The organism is Helicobacter japonicus (assembly GCF_000762845.2).
Lineage (GTDB): Bacteria > Campylobacterota > Campylobacteria > Campylobacterales > Helicobacteraceae > Helicobacter_C > Helicobacter_C japonicus.
Genome location: NZ_JRMQ02000005.1, coordinates 36,887 through 52,222, shown reverse-complemented (window position 1 = coordinate 52,222; position 15,336 = coordinate 36,887). Strand labels below are relative to the sequence as shown.

19 protein-coding genes are annotated in these 15,336 nt (G+C 35.4%); 1 reads left to right on the top strand and 18 read right to left on the bottom strand.

The window, feature by feature from the left end:
* The 11 genes from yidD to truB all read right to left on the bottom strand — a co-directional run bounded on the left by yidD (position 1) and on the right by truB (position 6,829).
* Positions 1-366 (bottom strand): membrane protein insertion efficiency factor YidD, encoded by a 366-nt coding sequence (yidD, locus tag LS65_RS04905; protein WP_084707882.1) that lies wholly within the window; start codon positions 364-366, stop codon positions 1-3.
* A gap of 19 nt (positions 367-385) precedes the next feature.
* Positions 386-778 (bottom strand): ribonuclease P protein component, encoded by a 393-nt coding sequence (gene rnpA / locus LS65_RS04900; protein WP_034361876.1) that lies wholly within the window; start codon positions 776-778, stop codon positions 386-388.
* Positions 779-790: 12 nt separating this feature from the next.
* Entirely contained in the window at positions 791-925 is a 135-nt protein-coding gene (gene rpmH / locus LS65_RS04895; protein WP_034360941.1) for a 50S ribosomal protein L34, read from the bottom strand.
* A gap of 67 nt (positions 926-992) precedes the next feature.
* Positions 993-1,709, bottom strand: coding sequence for an OmpA/MotB family protein (locus LS65_RS04890; protein ID WP_034360942.1), 717 nt, complete (start codon positions 1,707-1,709; stop codon positions 993-995).
* 19 nt (positions 1,710-1,728) lie between these two features.
* Positions 1,729-3,636: a hypothetical protein gene (locus tag LS65_RS04885; RefSeq protein WP_034360945.1), complete on the bottom strand. Its 1,908-nt coding sequence runs from the start codon at positions 3,634-3,636 to the stop codon at positions 1,729-1,731.
* A gap of 22 nt (positions 3,637-3,658) precedes the next feature.
* The gene (locus tag LS65_RS04880; protein ID WP_034360947.1) at positions 3,659-4,039 is read right to left on the bottom strand and encodes a biopolymer transporter ExbD; all 381 of its coding nucleotides are present in this window, start codon (positions 4,037-4,039) and stop codon (positions 3,659-3,661) included.
* Entirely contained in the window at positions 4,036-4,488 is a 453-nt protein-coding gene (gene exbB, locus LS65_RS04875; RefSeq protein ID WP_034361878.1) for a TonB-system energizer ExbB, read from the bottom strand. The genes LS65_RS04880 and exbB overlap by 4 nt, the downstream gene beginning before the upstream one ends.
* Positions 4,489-4,498: 10 nt before the next feature.
* The gene (smpB, locus tag LS65_RS04870) at positions 4,499-4,966 is read right to left on the bottom strand and encodes an SsrA-binding protein SmpB (protein ID WP_034360949.1); all 468 of its coding nucleotides are present in this window, start codon (positions 4,964-4,966) and stop codon (positions 4,499-4,501) included.
* The gene (locus LS65_RS04865; RefSeq protein ID WP_236096635.1) at positions 4,951-5,763 is read right to left on the bottom strand and encodes a 4-(cytidine 5'-diphospho)-2-C-methyl-D-erythritol kinase; all 813 of its coding nucleotides are present in this window, start codon (positions 5,761-5,763) and stop codon (positions 4,951-4,953) included. The genes smpB and LS65_RS04865 overlap by 16 nt, the downstream gene beginning before the upstream one ends.
* Positions 5,764-6,003 (bottom strand): carbon storage regulator, encoded by a 240-nt coding sequence (locus LS65_RS04860; protein WP_034360951.1) that lies wholly within the window; start codon positions 6,001-6,003, stop codon positions 5,764-5,766.
* A complete protein-coding gene (truB, locus tag LS65_RS04855) occupies positions 5,975-6,829 on the bottom strand; it encodes a tRNA pseudouridine(55) synthase TruB (protein WP_034360953.1) in 855 nt (284 codons plus the stop codon). Before truB ends, LS65_RS04860 begins: the two co-directional genes overlap by 29 nt.
* 127 nt (positions 6,830-6,956) lie before the next feature.
* On the opposite strand from truB, the gene LS65_RS04850 reads away from it, so the two are divergent.
* Complete coding sequence (locus tag LS65_RS04850; protein WP_034360955.1) at positions 6,957-7,472, top strand: PAS domain-containing protein; 516 nt, start codon at positions 6,957-6,959, stop codon at positions 7,470-7,472.
* A 32-nt stretch (positions 7,473-7,504) separates the two neighbouring features.
* Here the strand turns inward: LS65_RS04850 and LS65_RS04845 are convergent, their stop codons facing one another.
* The 7 genes from LS65_RS04845 to uvrA are packed head-to-tail and all read right to left on the bottom strand — an operon-like array spanning position 7,505 to position 15,319.
* Positions 7,505-8,377 (bottom strand): ankyrin repeat domain-containing protein, encoded by an 873-nt coding sequence (locus LS65_RS04845; RefSeq protein WP_034360957.1) that lies wholly within the window; start codon positions 8,375-8,377, stop codon positions 7,505-7,507.
* Positions 8,377-8,874 (bottom strand): HIT family protein, encoded by a 498-nt coding sequence (locus LS65_RS04840; RefSeq protein ID WP_034360958.1) that lies wholly within the window; start codon positions 8,872-8,874, stop codon positions 8,377-8,379. The genes LS65_RS04845 and LS65_RS04840 overlap by 1 nt, the downstream gene beginning before the upstream one ends.
* Before the next feature lie 15 nt (positions 8,875-8,889).
* Positions 8,890-10,365: a Mur ligase family protein gene (locus LS65_RS04835; protein ID WP_034360959.1), complete on the bottom strand. Its 1,476-nt coding sequence runs from the start codon at positions 10,363-10,365 to the stop codon at positions 8,890-8,892.
* Between the two features lie 5 nt (positions 10,366-10,370).
* Positions 10,371-10,670 (bottom strand): acylphosphatase, encoded by a 300-nt coding sequence (locus tag LS65_RS04830; protein ID WP_034360960.1) that lies wholly within the window; start codon positions 10,668-10,670, stop codon positions 10,371-10,373.
* Positions 10,667-11,416, bottom strand: coding sequence for an alpha/beta fold hydrolase (locus LS65_RS04825; RefSeq protein ID WP_034360961.1), 750 nt, complete (start codon positions 11,414-11,416; stop codon positions 10,667-10,669). Before LS65_RS04825 ends, LS65_RS04830 begins: the two co-directional genes overlap by 4 nt.
* 4 nt (positions 11,417-11,420) lie before the next feature.
* Positions 11,421-12,473 (bottom strand): D-alanine--D-alanine ligase, encoded by a 1,053-nt coding sequence (locus LS65_RS04820; RefSeq protein ID WP_034360962.1) that lies wholly within the window; start codon positions 12,471-12,473, stop codon positions 11,421-11,423.
* A complete protein-coding gene (gene uvrA, locus LS65_RS04815) occupies positions 12,470-15,319 on the bottom strand; it encodes an excinuclease ABC subunit UvrA (RefSeq protein ID WP_052061006.1) in 2,850 nt (949 codons plus the stop codon). Before uvrA ends, LS65_RS04820 begins: the two co-directional genes overlap by 4 nt.
* Positions 15,320-15,336: the final 17 nt, after the last annotated feature.

Below are 15,336 nucleotides of genomic sequence, written 5' to 3'. Positions count from 1 at the left end.
TTAAAAAAGTGATTTAATAATATAAACTCGCACAATGTAAGTTTGATTAAAAGCATTTATTATATCTAAAAAACTTGTATTTGTAGTGGGGACAAACCAATATTTTACCTTTTTGGGGACAAACACAATATTTTTAAACAGAATCTTTGCTTGGGGATAAGCAATACCTCCTGCAAAAAGCTGATTACAACGCAAAATCCTCATAAAAGATTTACCTAAAGCATAAAAAGGATTATCAAACATTAAAAGCCACAAAGTGTATTCAGAACAGCTTGGATAATAACGACAAGCACCTATTGTGAGGGGAGAAAAATACTTTTGATAAAATCTCACACAAAGAATACAAATCCAACGCACTCTATACATCTAAAATTTTCTACCTTAATTAGGAATTGATAATCTCTTGTGTTTTATCAAGAGCAAAAAGTAAATCCTTCTTTAAAGTCGCAAAATCAATACAAGTAACACCTTCTTTTGCGACAAAAACGCACACAAGCCCCTCATATTTTATGCGGTTTTCATACATAATCGCTTTAACGCGTCTTCTTAATAAATTGCGTTTATTTGCCTTGCCAATTTTGCGAGAAATACTAAAACCAATATGAAGTGCTACTTGATGAGATTGAAGTGTGTGTAGGATTTTTTTTTCTTTAGGGTGATGAGAGTGATAATGAGAGATTCTCAACACATAAAGCACAAAATATTTATGAAAAAATTTCTTTGCATTCTTGTAGATAAAGTCAAATTCTGCCTTTGTTTTAAGAGAATCTAACCTCATCTAAGATAATTCCTACACAGAAAGTCTTTTACGACCTTTTGCTCTCCTTGCATTGATTACACGGCGACCATTTTTTGTTTTCATTCTTGCACGAAAGCCGTGTGTGCGTTTTTTTGGTGTATTGTGAGGTTGATAGGTTCTTTTCATATTTTAGCCTTAAAATTAGGATTAAAGTAAAGTGGGGGATTATGCCTATTTTATACTTAAAAATAGGTTATTTTAACTCAAAATCTTTACTAATATCAAGGATTTTAAGCAAATCTTTATTTGCTTTTGTAATCACTCTAAACTCCACTCGTCTTGATTTATCATCATCCTCAAGTGGTTTGGCAAAAGATAAACCATTAGCACGAAATACCTTAACCAGCCATTCTTTGTAAGAATTAATACTTTTAAGATTAAAACAATACTTTAATACTTCTAATGCTCTAGCTTGCGAGAGTTCAGCATTACCAAGATAACGCTCTTCAAGTGTATTTGCTGCAAACCAAACTTGCGAAGTATGTCCCTCAATACGAATCTCCTCAATACTATTTTGAAATTTCTCTAAAGCTAAAATCTTCACATATCTCGGAAAAAAATCATCTAAAATATCCTTAAAACGTTTTTTGACTTGCTTTGCTCCTATATCAAAAAGCACTTCAGGTTCGTTAAACCGAATTGTATTGTCTTCATCAATAGATGCGTCCCACACCTTCAAATCCTTACCAAATTCCTTCAATAGTGCTTCATACAATTCTTGACGCAAATCAGAATAATCTTTTGCAATGCTACTCATCGCCTCATTAATTTCTAAGAGTTTTTGATTTTGGACTCGTAAATCTTCTTGTGCTTTTTGCGTAATTAACATAAAAGACACTGTGATAAGCAAAAAAATCATCATAATACCAGCCATCATATCAGAAATACTAATCCATTGATTATACTTCATAGTTTATACCCTTTTCATTCTATCTTGAGCCAATAATCTCACGCACACGGCGTAAAAACCACTCATAATTCTCCTTGAAATTCTCCATACTTGCACTCATTTGCGTATCTAATGTATCAAATGTGCCCTTAATCTCTTTTTGCAAGGATTTATTGCCCTCTATATTTTCATTTATAGTATTTTGCACATTGCGATAAAGCTCAATAAGCTGCATACTATTATGTTGAATCTGTGCGTTGAGATTTCCCAAATGTGAAAGGAGATTATGCTGCAGTGTGCCAAAGTCTTTTACTACCTGCACACCCATATCTTTTGGAACTGCTACTGAATCCTTGGTGAGTTTTTGTATAATTTTTAAATATTCGGTTGCAAGTTTTTTAACAAATCCGCTTACTTGCTCATATTGAGCATTGACATAAGCATCACTTTTTGCGCTAAGCTCACCTAAACTTTCTAGCCTCACCTTTATCATCTCTTGCTCTTTATTTAATGTGCTATCCATATTGTTTTGCATAAGCACAAGATATTGCTCTTGCATTTCTTTTAAACCTTTTACCATATCTTGCATAATTACCTCATTATGTGAATTTACATAAGTAAGGCTAGATTCTAAACTTTGCACGATTGCGCTATGATTCTTGGCAATATACTCCCTTAAACGCGCAAACTCTTGAGCATTATTATCATTTAGCTCTGTATTTTGTGTAATATTTTGTTCCAAAAGTTTGCTCAAATCTACAAGATGTGTATTTGCACTATTTACAATCTCTTCAAAGAATCCTTTACTTTGTTCTGCAAACTTATTGCATTGTGAGCTAAATCCTGCACTATGAGTTTCAAGTATTGTGCTAATATTATCTTGTGCTACATTTGAGCTATGCTCTATGAACTTCTCCAAACGCTCCATATTTTGCTCCGCATATGAATCTAGCTGTGTAAAATAAGTGCTAACCTGCCCTTTTAGCTCATCAATATGTTTATTTGTGCTATCTTCTAATGCATCAAGATTCTGTGTGGCTTTTGTAAAGAAACTATCCATATTCTGAAGGCATTGCTGTGCGTGTGCGCCTAATGTAGCTACTTCTTGAAGTTTGGCATTCAAGATTTCACCTTTATTTTGCATATCCTCTATAAGTTTTAAAGTTTGTGCATAAAATTCCATTGCACTTGTATTTTGTGCGACCACAGATTCTAAAGTTGCTTGTGTATTATTCATCGCATTTGCACTATCTGTCATCATTTTGTTTGCTTGAGTAAGCAAATCCTGTGTTTGCTCTATACTTTGCTTGTAATTTTCCTGCCAAGAAAGAAGTCGTCCTACTGCGTTGTTCAGCTCCTTAAAATTCTCACCAAATTGATTCTGTAAGTTGTGATTAAAATCACGAATAACAAGCTCTAATGCACCGATGAGCTCCTTAGAAGCTCCTGAAGCAAGCTGTGTAATTGTCGCCTGCAATGAAGAATCTATCTTGTGTAAAAGAGCATTTGTATCTGCATTCATCATATGCATATCCTCTATACTAGGCAGGTCTTTAATCTTATTATTAATCTCTACAAGTCCCCTAAGATGGTCAAGATGTCCCATTTGTGTTACAACATAGTCCATATTCATATCTTGCGCACTTTTTATACCTTTTGCCCTCTGGATAATAGAAAGAGCAATCGCTAATCCCATACCCACAATAGAAGTATAGAATGCTGTTTTTAGCCCATCAAGAAGAAGAGGCACAGAATCTTGTAAAGCAAGGGTATCAAAACCCATAAGTCCTATAAAGATACCCACAAATGTCCCAAGCACCCCTGTGCTCATAATAACTGCCTTAAAATCCTTGTGTGTAGGCTCACCAAAGGTCTTAAAATCCCATACAAATAAACCCACCATTAAAATCGTAAAACAAATATTGAGAAGCCAAATAATTTCTTGCATATAACCCTCCTTGTATTAGATACTATTTATGCTCTGTGCTAACATATACATCATCAATACCTTTGTCGCGTAGCATTGTGGTAACTTCGAGAAAAAACTCCAAATTGCTTTGCCTATCGCTATAAATAATCACCTGTGTATTTTTATCAAACTGCCCCACTTGTGCCTTTAATTCATTGAGAGACAAAGGTTTATTATCGAGAAAAAAATGTCCTTGCTTATCAATAGTAATAGTATGAGATTCTTTTTTGTGCGTGCTTTGCCCCTGTGTATCTTCAAGGCGAGGCACATCAACTTGTATATATGAACGCACAACAAATGAAGCACTTGTGAGCACAATGACAAGCAATACAAGCATAATATCAATAAAAGGAATAAGATTAAGAGAATCTATTTTTTTCACACATCATACCTTGTTGTTATTTTAGTCTTTGGCGGGGGATTATGTGCAATATCCCAAAGTGCAAGGATAACCTCTGTTTTACGCAATAAAAAATTATAAAATACAATAGAGGGAATCGCCACAATCAATCCAGCCGCCGTTGCCTTAAGTGCAAGGGAAAGCCCCACCATAATGCTTTGAGTATCAATAAGTGCATTTGAGCCAATTTCCACAAAAGTTACCATAATCCCAAAAACCGTTCCTAAAAGTCCTATGTATGGTGCATTTGAGCCAATAGTTGCAATAAGAGTAAGCCGCTTATGAAGCAACAGCTCCAAGATTCTTTTATCATCAAAACGTGATACATCAATTTTATGATACACCCACAAACGCTCAAATGCCACACCAAGCACTACTATACTCAAAAAGAGTAAAAATCCAAGCACACCATAATCGACAACTTCCCTCACAAAACCACTCCTATATTTTTCTACCATAATCTTTCATATTTGCTCTTGCTTCGCGTTCAAGCATTTTTTTCTTAATACTTTCTCGTTTATCGTGTAATTTTTTTCCTCGCACAAGTGCAATGGTAAGTTTAATTCTATTTTTTTGATTGCAATAAATGTTTAATGGCACAATACTTAAACCCTGCGTGCTCACGCTACCAAAAAGTTTGTCAATTTCTTTTCTGTGAAGCAAAAGCTTACGTGGAGCGCGTTCATTTGGTTTAAAATATGTATAAGTATGCTCCAAAAATGAAATATGTGTATTAAATAAAAATGCTTCGCCCTTGATGATTTTCACAAAGCTATCTTTAAGATTCACACGTCCTGCACGGATACTTTTCACTTCACTACCAACTAAAACAATGCCGCTCTCTAAGGTTTGTAGAATCTCATAATCAAAATATGCTTTTTTGTTTTTAGCAATCATTTTTTGCTGCATTTTATGCCCTTAAGTTTAAAAAAACTACTACCACTACCGCTAAAATACCACTTATCTCCAAGCTCACGCGCAATATCTTTAAGCATAGGGTATATAAAAGTCGCACTCACAAACAAATCATTCATTACTTCTTTTGTTTCACCTCTATCAAGCAACTCTTTACTTGTAAGCTTAAAATACTCATTAGTAGGTGTGCTATAAGTAATACCTTGACTTTTAATAGCAGCCGCATAGTGTTGATATACTTTTGCTGTATCACAAAATATATTTGGTGTATAAATATCATAATTCAAAGGAGATTCTACAAAAGATTCAATATCTTCACCTCTCCCACGCACATTTGCACTCGCTGCACCACTTGCAAAAAAACTCACATCAGAACCTACACTTTGTGCTATTTGCATAAGCTCACCCTCTTTTAAACCAAGTGCTAAAAACTCATTCGCAGCTCGTAAAAATACTCCTGCATTTGCGCTTCCACCACCAAGTCCTGCACCTTGAGGAATAGCTTTTTGCACTTCTATATGAAGAGATTCTAAATCTTGCACTTTTTTTTCTTGTGTGCTTAAAAACTTCTGCATAGCACATTTTGCTTTAAATATTAAATTATCCTCCATAGCACAATTAAAATTGCCCTTGAGCACAAAGTGAGAATGTGCTTTTATTTCCATTTCATCATAAATCTCCCCATAAGCTTTCACAAAGCGAGAATTAATCTGATGGTATCCGTCTTGATACCCTATGATTTTTAAAAATATATTTAGTTTTGGGTAGATTCTAAAAACCACTTCGCACACCTATTTATCTTTGACCTTTAACAAAGATTGAATCTGTTTGAGAGAGTGTTTATCAGCATTTTGCGAAGCTTGTTTATTTGCTTGAGTAATAGCATCTTTAAGCTCTCCACGTAAAATCACATAAGATTCTGGAGCGGAGAATCCTAATCGCACACTGCCCTTATCAATAGAGACAACTTTTACCTCTATATCATCGCCTATTATTATACTATCATCTTGTTTGCGTGAGAGAATTAACATATTCTATCCTATTTAAAATATATTCGATACAACCATTTTCACAAACCTTTATTATAGAGAAAAATTCATCAAAACACACTATATATTTACCTTTTTGTATATTTTTTAGAGTGATTTTCTTTCCATTATACAAATCTTGCGCATAAAGAGACATATTGTCAAGCTGTGGATAAGGTAAATACTCCAAAGGATTAAGAATCTTAAATCCTTGATGAGATTCCACACTCATAGCTCCTTCACTTACGCGCTCTAAGCTTGATAATACGCCTTGTGTGCCTAATCTATGTGCTATCATCTCACCAATGCTCCGCACATATCCTCCCTCACTCACACTCACTTCAAAATGCACAAAAGGGTGGCGATATGATAGCAACTTCATAGAATAAATATCCATTTGCGTTTCCTTAAGTGTGAAATCTTGTCCTGTTCGTGCTAGCTCATAAGCCCTCTTACCATCAATATGCTTTGCACTAAACTTTGGTGGAATATAGGTAATTTTACCTCGTATAGAAGTAATGACTGAAACTATATCACTCTCATCATAGACTTGAGGGATACTCACAGATTCTATATTTTCAATGTCTAAACTCGCAGATTTCACGCCAAGCCATAAGGTTGCCCTGTAAATTTTAGGAGTCTTTTGCAAATGCGGAAAAAGTCGTGTATAAGAGCCAAATCCTACAACAAGTGTGCCTTTTGCAAAAGGATCAAGTGTGCCAAGATAACCTGCCTTTGAGATGCCAAAATACCTTTTTAAGTAAGAAAGATAGGCATTTGAGCTTATAAAAGGTGGTTTATAGGCTGCTATAAGCAACGAATCTCCCATAATACTCCTTTAATTTTACAAGGTATCACAAAAATCAAAAGTATATTATAGCATTTTGGTATTCTAAGGGAGTTTTTAGAGTGCTTGTGTAATAATCAAACTCTATCTACCACTTCAAGGAGCAATTATGGCACAAGAGATATTTCTCAAAGATAATACCCTCATCACTTCCAAAACCGATTTGAAAGGAATGATTACTTATGGCAATAGTGATTTTGTGCAGTTTAGTGGCTTTAAAGAAGATGAGTTTTTAGGCAAACCACACAATCTTGTGCGTCATCAAGATATGCCTCGTATCGCATTCAAGCTATTATGGGAGAATATACAAAACAACAAAGAATTTTTTGCTTTTGTGAAAAATTCCTCAAAGGATAAAAAAATTTATTGGGTGTTTGCCAATGTTACACCCTCTTACGATGATAATAATAAAATTATAGGCTACTATTCTGTGCGTCGCCGCCCGAGTAAAGATGGTGTAGCATTTGTGAGCGATCTTTACGCAAAGCTTTGCAAAGCAGAATCTCAAGGTGGTATGAAAGCCTCCTTAAAGCTTTTACAAGATACCTTGCAAGAAGCGCAGACAACATATGATAAGCTTGTTATCAATTTGCAAGAGTTAGGCAAAACACAAGGTTATCATTAAACTACTTTGCTCCAGATTCCAAAATAGAGAATCTACCAAAGTTTGAGTTCTGTGCTTGTTTTTTTATAAAGATTCTTATTTTTTCCCTCGAGGTCATATTCTACTGCAAAACCATACTTAATATCTGTTGTGCCGGATTTTTTAAGTCGGATTGCCTCATAAGTATCAGTAGGAATACTCAAACTCCCAACTGCTGCACTTGAATGTGGAGGAATTTTTTTATTTACCTCACTCTCACTTATTAAATCTCCATTAATATAGAGTGCCATATAGTTAATTGTGGCAAATTTCTCACTCTCATTGCTTATAGTGATATTTACACTTCCTTGTCCTAAATTAAACGCAGAAGCCTTTAATGTAATATCATTATTTTTAATACTCACAGCAGGTAAGGAGCGATTAGCAAGAATATAACGCGCTGGTGTATCTCCTTTAAAATTTTCTGCATACATATCCGCACCATTAGATAAAAGAAGTTTTATCATTTCTGGATTTTTTTTCATTACTGCATAATGAAGTGGTGTATTTCCTAAATGTTCATCAGCTACCCTTACCTTTGCCCCTTTATTAATCAGAGCTTGAGCAAACCTAAGATTATTAAGAGCCACAACCTTAAGTAAAGGTGTCTCACCGTGGCACACTGCATTTACATCAGCTCCACGTTCAATAAGTAAATGCAAAATCTCCATATTTCCCTTACGCGCTGCATCATAAAGCGGTGTGCTTCCACGCAAACGCGCTTCAATATCTGCACCAAGATTAATGCCTTTTCGGACTTCTGTATAATTATTGCTAAAAAGCAAATAGTTATATCTATCATTTGCTCCATAGCTTGATACACATATCCCCATAAATACACATATCCCCATAAATACGCGTGAAAAGAAATGATATTTTGCTTTCATTATATTCCTTTTTCAATAAAATATTTTGCACCTAATACCTTGATTTTCGCATACACACTATCAAAATCCATTCCATAAGTGCGTGCCTCACCAATACTTGTTATAAAATTAGTATCGCCTAGATAACGAGGCACAAAGTGCATATGCAAATGCTCGGGTATCCCCGCTCCACCTGCTTTTTTAATATTTAAACCCATATTAACACCTTGCGCACCATATTCATAAAGCACATTTGCTGCCTTATACGAGAATTTATGCAAATGTAGCCAAATCTCTAAAGGTAATTCTTCAGGTGAATCACAATGAGCCAAAGGAATAAGCATAAAATGTCCGGGCGTGTAAGGATAGAGATTCATAACGCCAAAAATCTTATCATCACGATAAATAACACGATTTTTCTCATCATCTTGTGGATTACTTGCAATAGTACAAAATACACAGCCTTGCGCACAAGAGCCAAAATACTTACTCCGCCAAGGCGCATAGATTCTATCCATTGCTTTCCTTTACCCTTAAATATAACTTGGTGCGTCATTACTAAAAAGCACCAAATCGTGAGGTTGTGTGCAAGATTTTAGCATATCTTCAAGTGCAGCAGCTTTATCTTTCAAAATAAGAATCTGCGCCCTATGAATATGCTCTCTTAGAATCTTACTATTAAGCTCACCTGTGATAATAGCAATATCAAATACCTCATCAATAGCTTGAGCAAGTTCAATATTAGCCTCTGGTGTGCTTTCTACTATACCGGGTGTTACAATAATTTTACGCCCATTATAAAGGGAAGAAAGCCGAATAGCCTCTTTCATACCCTTAAGATTCCCATTGAAACTATCATCGAGAATAAGTTTTTCATTTGCCTCTATCTTATGTAAGCGATGTGGGATTGGCTCTATACGTTTTGTCGCCTTTTGCATATCCTCTATCCTAAGCCCTAGTTCCACTCCTACATAAATAGCTGCGCTTAGATTTACAACATTAAATCTTCCAAGCACCATTGTCTCAAAGCGATACCATTCATCTTTGATAAAAAGCTCAAAACTTGTGCCATCAAGATTTGCCTCGATATTACGCACATTTTCAGGAAAATACTGAATCTTTTTCATCGTGCTTGGCTCTATGTGCGATGGCTTAGGATTATCTTTAAAAACAAAGGCTTTTTTTAAACGAGAACTCTCTAATAACTCAAATTTTGTTTCTACGATATTATCAAGTGTTTTGAAATATTCTATATGCTGCTCCCCTATCTCACCAATTACAGAATAATGAGGATTCAAAAATTGAGAAATAAGAGCAATATCCCCCTTACATCGCGCACCAGCTTCAGCAATATAAATTTCAGTAATATACTCAAGATTTGTATTAATATCTGCAACAATACCTGTATGCGTATTAACACTACGAGGTGTGGCATATACGCGATATTTTTCTTTTAGAATCTGTTCAAGAAAGTTTTTTATACTTGTCTTACCATAACTTCCTGTTACACAAATAATCAAAAGACGCGACATAACTTCAAGTTTCTCATTTGCTAAAGCTATAAAACGATTAAGCAAAACCCTTTCATAGATACGGGAAGTGATAAATGCAAAAACAAGAGACATAAGGTCAAGTAATGTGCTCTCTACCCCAAGGTTATAACACAGGGTTTCATTAAACACCATAAAAATAAATAAAACAACAAAAAACCTCACAATACGCTTTGTTGCATTGAGTTTTTTATCAAGCTTCAAATGCCATACAAGAATCATTACAGCATATATAGCACTTAAACCTATTAACACATAATCACCTACAGGATGTGGAATAAAAAATATACCTATATATACAATAAGAGGTGTTACAAAGTAGTAAATATGCCACATATACTTATGGTGCATAAAAACCACTCTCTTAAGGCTATAATTATACCATTGCAAATTTGTTGCAATATAAAATGCAACACAACCTACAAATACCCATTGTGCTAACATATCAACCAATAGCATTATCTCTATTTCTCCTGTCTTAGAATCTCAAAACCACTTAAATTCTCATCATTTTCTAAGAGTGTGGATTCTACACGCTCAACCACACTTCTAATTGTCCCGATTTTGAGGAGCTGTTCTAATTTATCTAACATTTGCACTTCTGATTGTGCTACTACACGCACACTCCCATCTTCAAGATTACAAATATGTCCGCTTATAAGTTCAATTGGTTGATTCATAGAATCTACTTTTGCTTGAATAAATCTACGAAAACCTACACCTTGCACACGACCAAATACCCTAAACTCCCTACATTCTTTCATACTTGCTCCTTATATAATTGCTCGACCTTAGCACCCTGCTTTAAAAAGAAATAGTGATCTCCTTCTAAAACAAAAAATCGACTTTTTGCCATAAGCTCCGCTATCTTTTTGCCACAAAAAAGTGGTGTAACATTGTCATCTTTACCCCAAAAAATACTTGTTTTACCCTTATACGCACTAAATTCTAAAGAAAAATCTTCATCAACAACATTTTTAAATGTTTGATACATTCCCTCATTCATTGTTTTTACATCACTTGAACGAAATATTTTATTGAATTTGCTTAATCCAAGCTTTCCCATAATTTTTGCAGTCATAATCTTAAATCGCACTTTTAAGCTTTTTGGCACTCTAATTCCAGCAGAAGAGAGCAAAATAAGCTCTTTTGGCTTACATAATACCCCCACTTTTCCACCAAAACTATGCCCCACAACAATAGAATCTTCTGTGGTAGGAGCGTTTATATCGATAAGAAATTGACATACAATTCCTGCATAATCCTGTGTATGCAAAGGCTTTTCATTAGGGCTATTACCAAAGCCGGGCATATCAAGATAAATATGCTCGTATTCAGCAAAACATTGATTAAAAGCAATTTTCATCACATCTTTATTGCTTCCCCAGCCGTGCAAAAAAAGTATCATCGGAATAGAACTCGATTCTATTATGTCTATATGCAAAGGTTTGCGCCTTTCATAACTTAACTCAAAACATTCACCTTGATACTCTATGCGCCTTTGTGCCATTAAATCATTTTCCTTTTGCGTGATGAATCTGCTCTATATAATTGTAGCTTACCTTGATAGAATGTCTTTTTGGCAAATTACAAGCTAAATCCTCTAGCACATTTGCAAAATCTTCAAATAAATAATTCGCCATAGAACCCGGAATTGGATTAATTTCATTAAGATACACCTCATCATCAATAACAAAAAAATCACATCGTATCAACGCACCCTCAAAAGCATTTTCATAAAGCTTAGCAAAATTATCTTTAATTTTATTTTCAAGACTAGGCGTAATGTCTGCTTTTAGAACTTGTGAAGTGCGTGAAAAATCCAAATATTTGTGCTCAAAGTCGAGCAATTCTTTTTTGCTTGGCTCTTCAATAATTGAATATTTAAAAACATATTCTGCACCCTGTTTTATCTTGCAGCCAGCAAGATTATATTCTTTAATCCCGCTTTTAAAATTCTCCACCACAATACTATCATCATATTCAAAAGCTAAATCCATAGCATAATCCAGTTCCTTTTCTTCATTTACCACACTTACCCCTATGGAACTTCCAAGTCGTGCAGGTTTTAGAATTAAAGGATATTGCAAATGGCGCACTTGTGAATCTTGACGCGTTAAAACCTCATAATCTAAAGTCTTTACTCCCCTTGCATTTGCATAAAGTTTTGTAAAAGCTTTATTAAAACTCATCACGCTAGATTCTATACGCGGACCAATAAAAGGAATATGGTAAAAATCAAGTAATGCACTTATAGAGCCATCTTCTCCATCTGCTCCGTGAATAAGATTCACAACACAATGTGGAGCAATAGGACTAAAGCCAAAAAAACCTTTTTTACAGAATCCACCTTGCTGTAAAAATAATTCTGTGCATTTCTTATACGCGCCAGAACTAAAAAATTTCGACTTCATACAATCAGTGGGAATAAAATAGAATCTATGGCTACTATCTATAAAAATAAAAGATGCAATCCTTTCTCCTAGCACTTTTTTAAGCGCAATTGCACTCACAATACTAATCTCGTGTTCAAAACTCACACCGCCAAACAATACATCAAATTTCATTTTCGCTCCTTTTTTGTATGTTTTGATAATGTTTTATCACGAGCCAACTCTTTAGCTAAATACTTACCTGTATAGCTCCCACTTTGAGTATAATTTTTACTCATATGCACTACAGATCCACAATCAACAACTTTTCCGCCACCTGCCCCACCTTCTGGTCCAATATCAACGATATAATCCGCATTCTTAATCATATCTAAATTATGTTCAATCACAATCACGGAATTTCCCAAATCCACCAAATGATGAAGCACTTTTGTCAATCTATCCACATCAGCAAAATGTAATCCTGTCGTTGGCTCATCAAGCACATAAAGCGTTTTTCCCGTGTCTTTACGACTTAATTCTTTAGCAAGCTTAATCCTTTGAGCCTCGCCACCACTTAGGGTAATAGCATTTTGCCCTAGAGTAATATAGCCTAGCCCAACATCTTGTAATGTTTGCAACCTTTGGGCAATTTTAGGCACTTTAGCAAAAAATTCTAGTGCGTAATCTACGCTCATCGCTAAAACATCAGCAATATTTTTGCCTTTATAAAGAATCTCGAGTGTTTGTGGATTATATTTTGCACCCTTACACGCATCACATTTCACCATTATGTCAGGTAAAAAATGCATTTCGATTTTAATCTCACCTTCACCTTGACATTTCTCACATCGCCCACCTTTGACATTAAAACTAAAACGTCCTACATTATATCCACGCACTTTAGATTCTTTAGTTTCTGCAAAAAGTGCGCGAATATCGTCCATTACTCCTGTATAAGTTGCAGGATTACTACGCGGTGTTCGTCCAATGGGACTTTGATCAAGATAAATGACTTTATCCAAATGCTCTAATCCTACAATTTCTACACCATCACATTTTTGCACTTTTTTAGCGTTATTAAGTAATTCTTGTGCTACAGGAAGCAATGTCTGTAAAATAAGTGAGCTTTTGCCTGAACCACTTACACCCGTTATACATACAAATTGAGAAAGCGGAATTGATACATCAAGATTATGGATATTATGGATATTCACATTATAAATCTTAAGCCACTGGATTATATTACGCTTATGCGGATAAGAGATAGTTTTCTCACCCTTAATATATTCTGCTGTAAGTGTATGAGATTGCAAAAGCTGCTCTACATTGCCACTAAAAACAACTTTTCCGCCACGCAACCCTGCTTCTGGTCCAATATCAACGATATAATCCGCATTTAAAATCGTCTCTTTATCGTGTTCAACAACAATTACACTATTGCCTTTTTCTTGCAAACTCCGCAAAGTTTTAATCAAGCGCAAAGTATCTCGCTCGTGCAAACCAATGCTTGGCTCATCAAGCACATACATCACACCTGTAAGCCCACTACCAATTTGACTAGCAATACGTATGCGTTGGGATTCCCCACCGCTAATACTTCGCGCATCTCTCCCTAAAGTAAGGTAACCAAGCCCTACATCATAGAGAAAAAATAATCTCTCGCGAATTTCTTTTAAAATAGGTTCAGCAATAAAGCGTGCTTGAGCATTGAGATAAGTAAAATTACTCTTTTTGTCAAAAAATTCATATACCTTTTGTATAGGCATATCAATAAGCTCTCCAATCCCAAGTTCGGCTACTTTCACGCTTAGAGATTCTCTTTTTAAACGATGTCCTTTGCAAGTAGGACATATCTTTTCGGTTGTGTAATCTCCCAAATCCTTATCGTCCTTAAACATATCGTGAGCAATTTGCAAAATCCCTTTCCACGGGCGTTTAATTGTGCTTGATTTCCAAACAATCTCTACTTCTTTTTCACTTCCATACAGCAACGTGCTCTGCTGCGAATCGCTCAATTCATCAAAACTCAAACTCGGGTCGATATTCGCACTTTTGCAAAATGCATAAAAAAGCTCGGCATAATAATTGCGATTAAAACCAAAAATAATTTTAATGCCTCCCTTATTTAAAGGCTGTGATTTATTGAGAATCTTTTTTAAATCAATGGCGTATTTTGCCCCAAGCCCCAAACAATCCTCGCACGCACCTTTAGGAGAGTTAAACGAGAATCCAAGCGGTTCTAGCTCCTCAAAACTCACTTTACATTTAAAACACGCGAAATGTTCAGAATAATGCAAATATGTCTTTTTCTCATCTTCTATAAGCTCTATTTCAATCTCACCATAAGATTCTTTCAGAGCCTTTTCCACACCTTGCGCGATACGCGTATGATTATCCACAGAATTTACCACCCTATCAATGACTGCCTTAATGGTATGTTTTTTGTTTTTTGCAAGATTCACTTCTTCATCAAGTCGCACCATTACACCATCAATCATTGCACGCACATAGCCCTTTTGACGCAAAGATTCTATTTTGTCATTAAAACTACCTTTTTTTTCTTTTACAATCGGAGCAAGAAGAATCATCTTAGCATTTTGAGGAAGGGCAAGGATTTGCTCAATAATATCTGTTGCACTCATATGTGAGATTTTCTCTCCACAAATATGGCAATGCTGCACTCCCACACGCGCATAAAGGAGGCGAAAATAATCATAAATTTCAGTAATTGTGCCAACGGTTGAACGCGGATTCTTACTTGTTGTTTTTTGGTCAATAGCAATGGCAGGAGTAAGTCCCTCAATTTTATCCACATCGGGTTTGCCTACCTTATCTAAAAACTGCCGCGCATAACTCGAGAGGGATTCTATATAGCGGCGTTGCCCCTCTGCATAAAGTGTGTCAAAAGCAAGTGTAGATTTACCAGAACCTGACAAACCGGTAAAAACAACAAGTCGGTTTTTAGGAATGCTAAGATTGATATTTTTTAGGTTATGTTCGCGTGCACCGCTTATATGAATATGATTATAATCTCTCAATCTCTGTCCTTAAGATA

What these genes read in the sequence shown, in the direction of transcription:
- yidD (WP_084707882.1), bottom strand. Translation starts at nt 366, where the DNA reads ATGTATAGAGTGCGTTGGATTTGTATTCTTTGTGTGAGATTTTATCAA.
- rnpA (WP_034361876.1), bottom strand. Translation starts at nt 778, where the DNA reads ATGAGGTTAGATTCTCTTAAAACAAAGGCAGAATTTGACTTTATCTAC.
- rpmH (WP_034360941.1), bottom strand. Translation starts at nt 925, where the DNA reads ATGAAAAGAACCTATCAACCTCACAATACACCAAAAAAACGCACACAC.
- LS65_RS04890 (WP_034360942.1), bottom strand. Translation starts at nt 1,709, where the DNA reads ATGAAGTATAATCAATGGATTAGTATTTCTGATATGATGGCTGGTATT.
- LS65_RS04885 (WP_034360945.1), bottom strand. Translation starts at nt 3,636, where the DNA reads ATGCAAGAAATTATTTGGCTTCTCAATATTTGTTTTACGATTTTAATG.
- smpB (WP_034360949.1), bottom strand. Translation starts at nt 4,966, where the DNA reads ATGCAGCAAAAAATGATTGCTAAAAACAAAAAAGCATATTTTGATTAT.
- LS65_RS04860 (WP_034360951.1), bottom strand. Translation starts at nt 6,003, where the DNA reads ATGTTAATTCTCTCACGCAAACAAGATGATAGTATAATAATAGGCGAT.
- truB (WP_034360953.1), bottom strand. Translation starts at nt 6,829, where the DNA reads ATGGGAGATTCGTTGCTTATAGCAGCCTATAAACCACCTTTTATAAGC.
- LS65_RS04850 (WP_034360955.1), top strand. Translation starts at nt 6,957, where the DNA reads ATGGCACAAGAGATATTTCTCAAAGATAATACCCTCATCACTTCCAAA.
- LS65_RS04845 (WP_034360957.1), bottom strand. Translation starts at nt 8,377, where the DNA reads ATGAAAGCAAAATATCATTTCTTTTCACGCGTATTTATGGGGATATGT.
- LS65_RS04840 (WP_034360958.1), bottom strand. Translation starts at nt 8,874, where the DNA reads ATGGATAGAATCTATGCGCCTTGGCGGAGTAAGTATTTTGGCTCTTGT.
- LS65_RS04835 (WP_034360959.1), bottom strand. Translation starts at nt 10,365, where the DNA reads ATGCTATTGGTTGATATGTTAGCACAATGGGTATTTGTAGGTTGTGTT.
- LS65_RS04830 (WP_034360960.1), bottom strand. Translation starts at nt 10,670, where the DNA reads ATGAAAGAATGTAGGGAGTTTAGGGTATTTGGTCGTGTGCAAGGTGTA.
- LS65_RS04825 (WP_034360961.1), bottom strand. Translation starts at nt 11,416, where the DNA reads ATGGCACAAAGGCGCATAGAGTATCAAGGTGAATGTTTTGAGTTAAGT.
- LS65_RS04820 (WP_034360962.1), bottom strand. Translation starts at nt 12,473, where the DNA reads ATGAAATTTGATGTATTGTTTGGCGGTGTGAGTTTTGAACACGAGATT.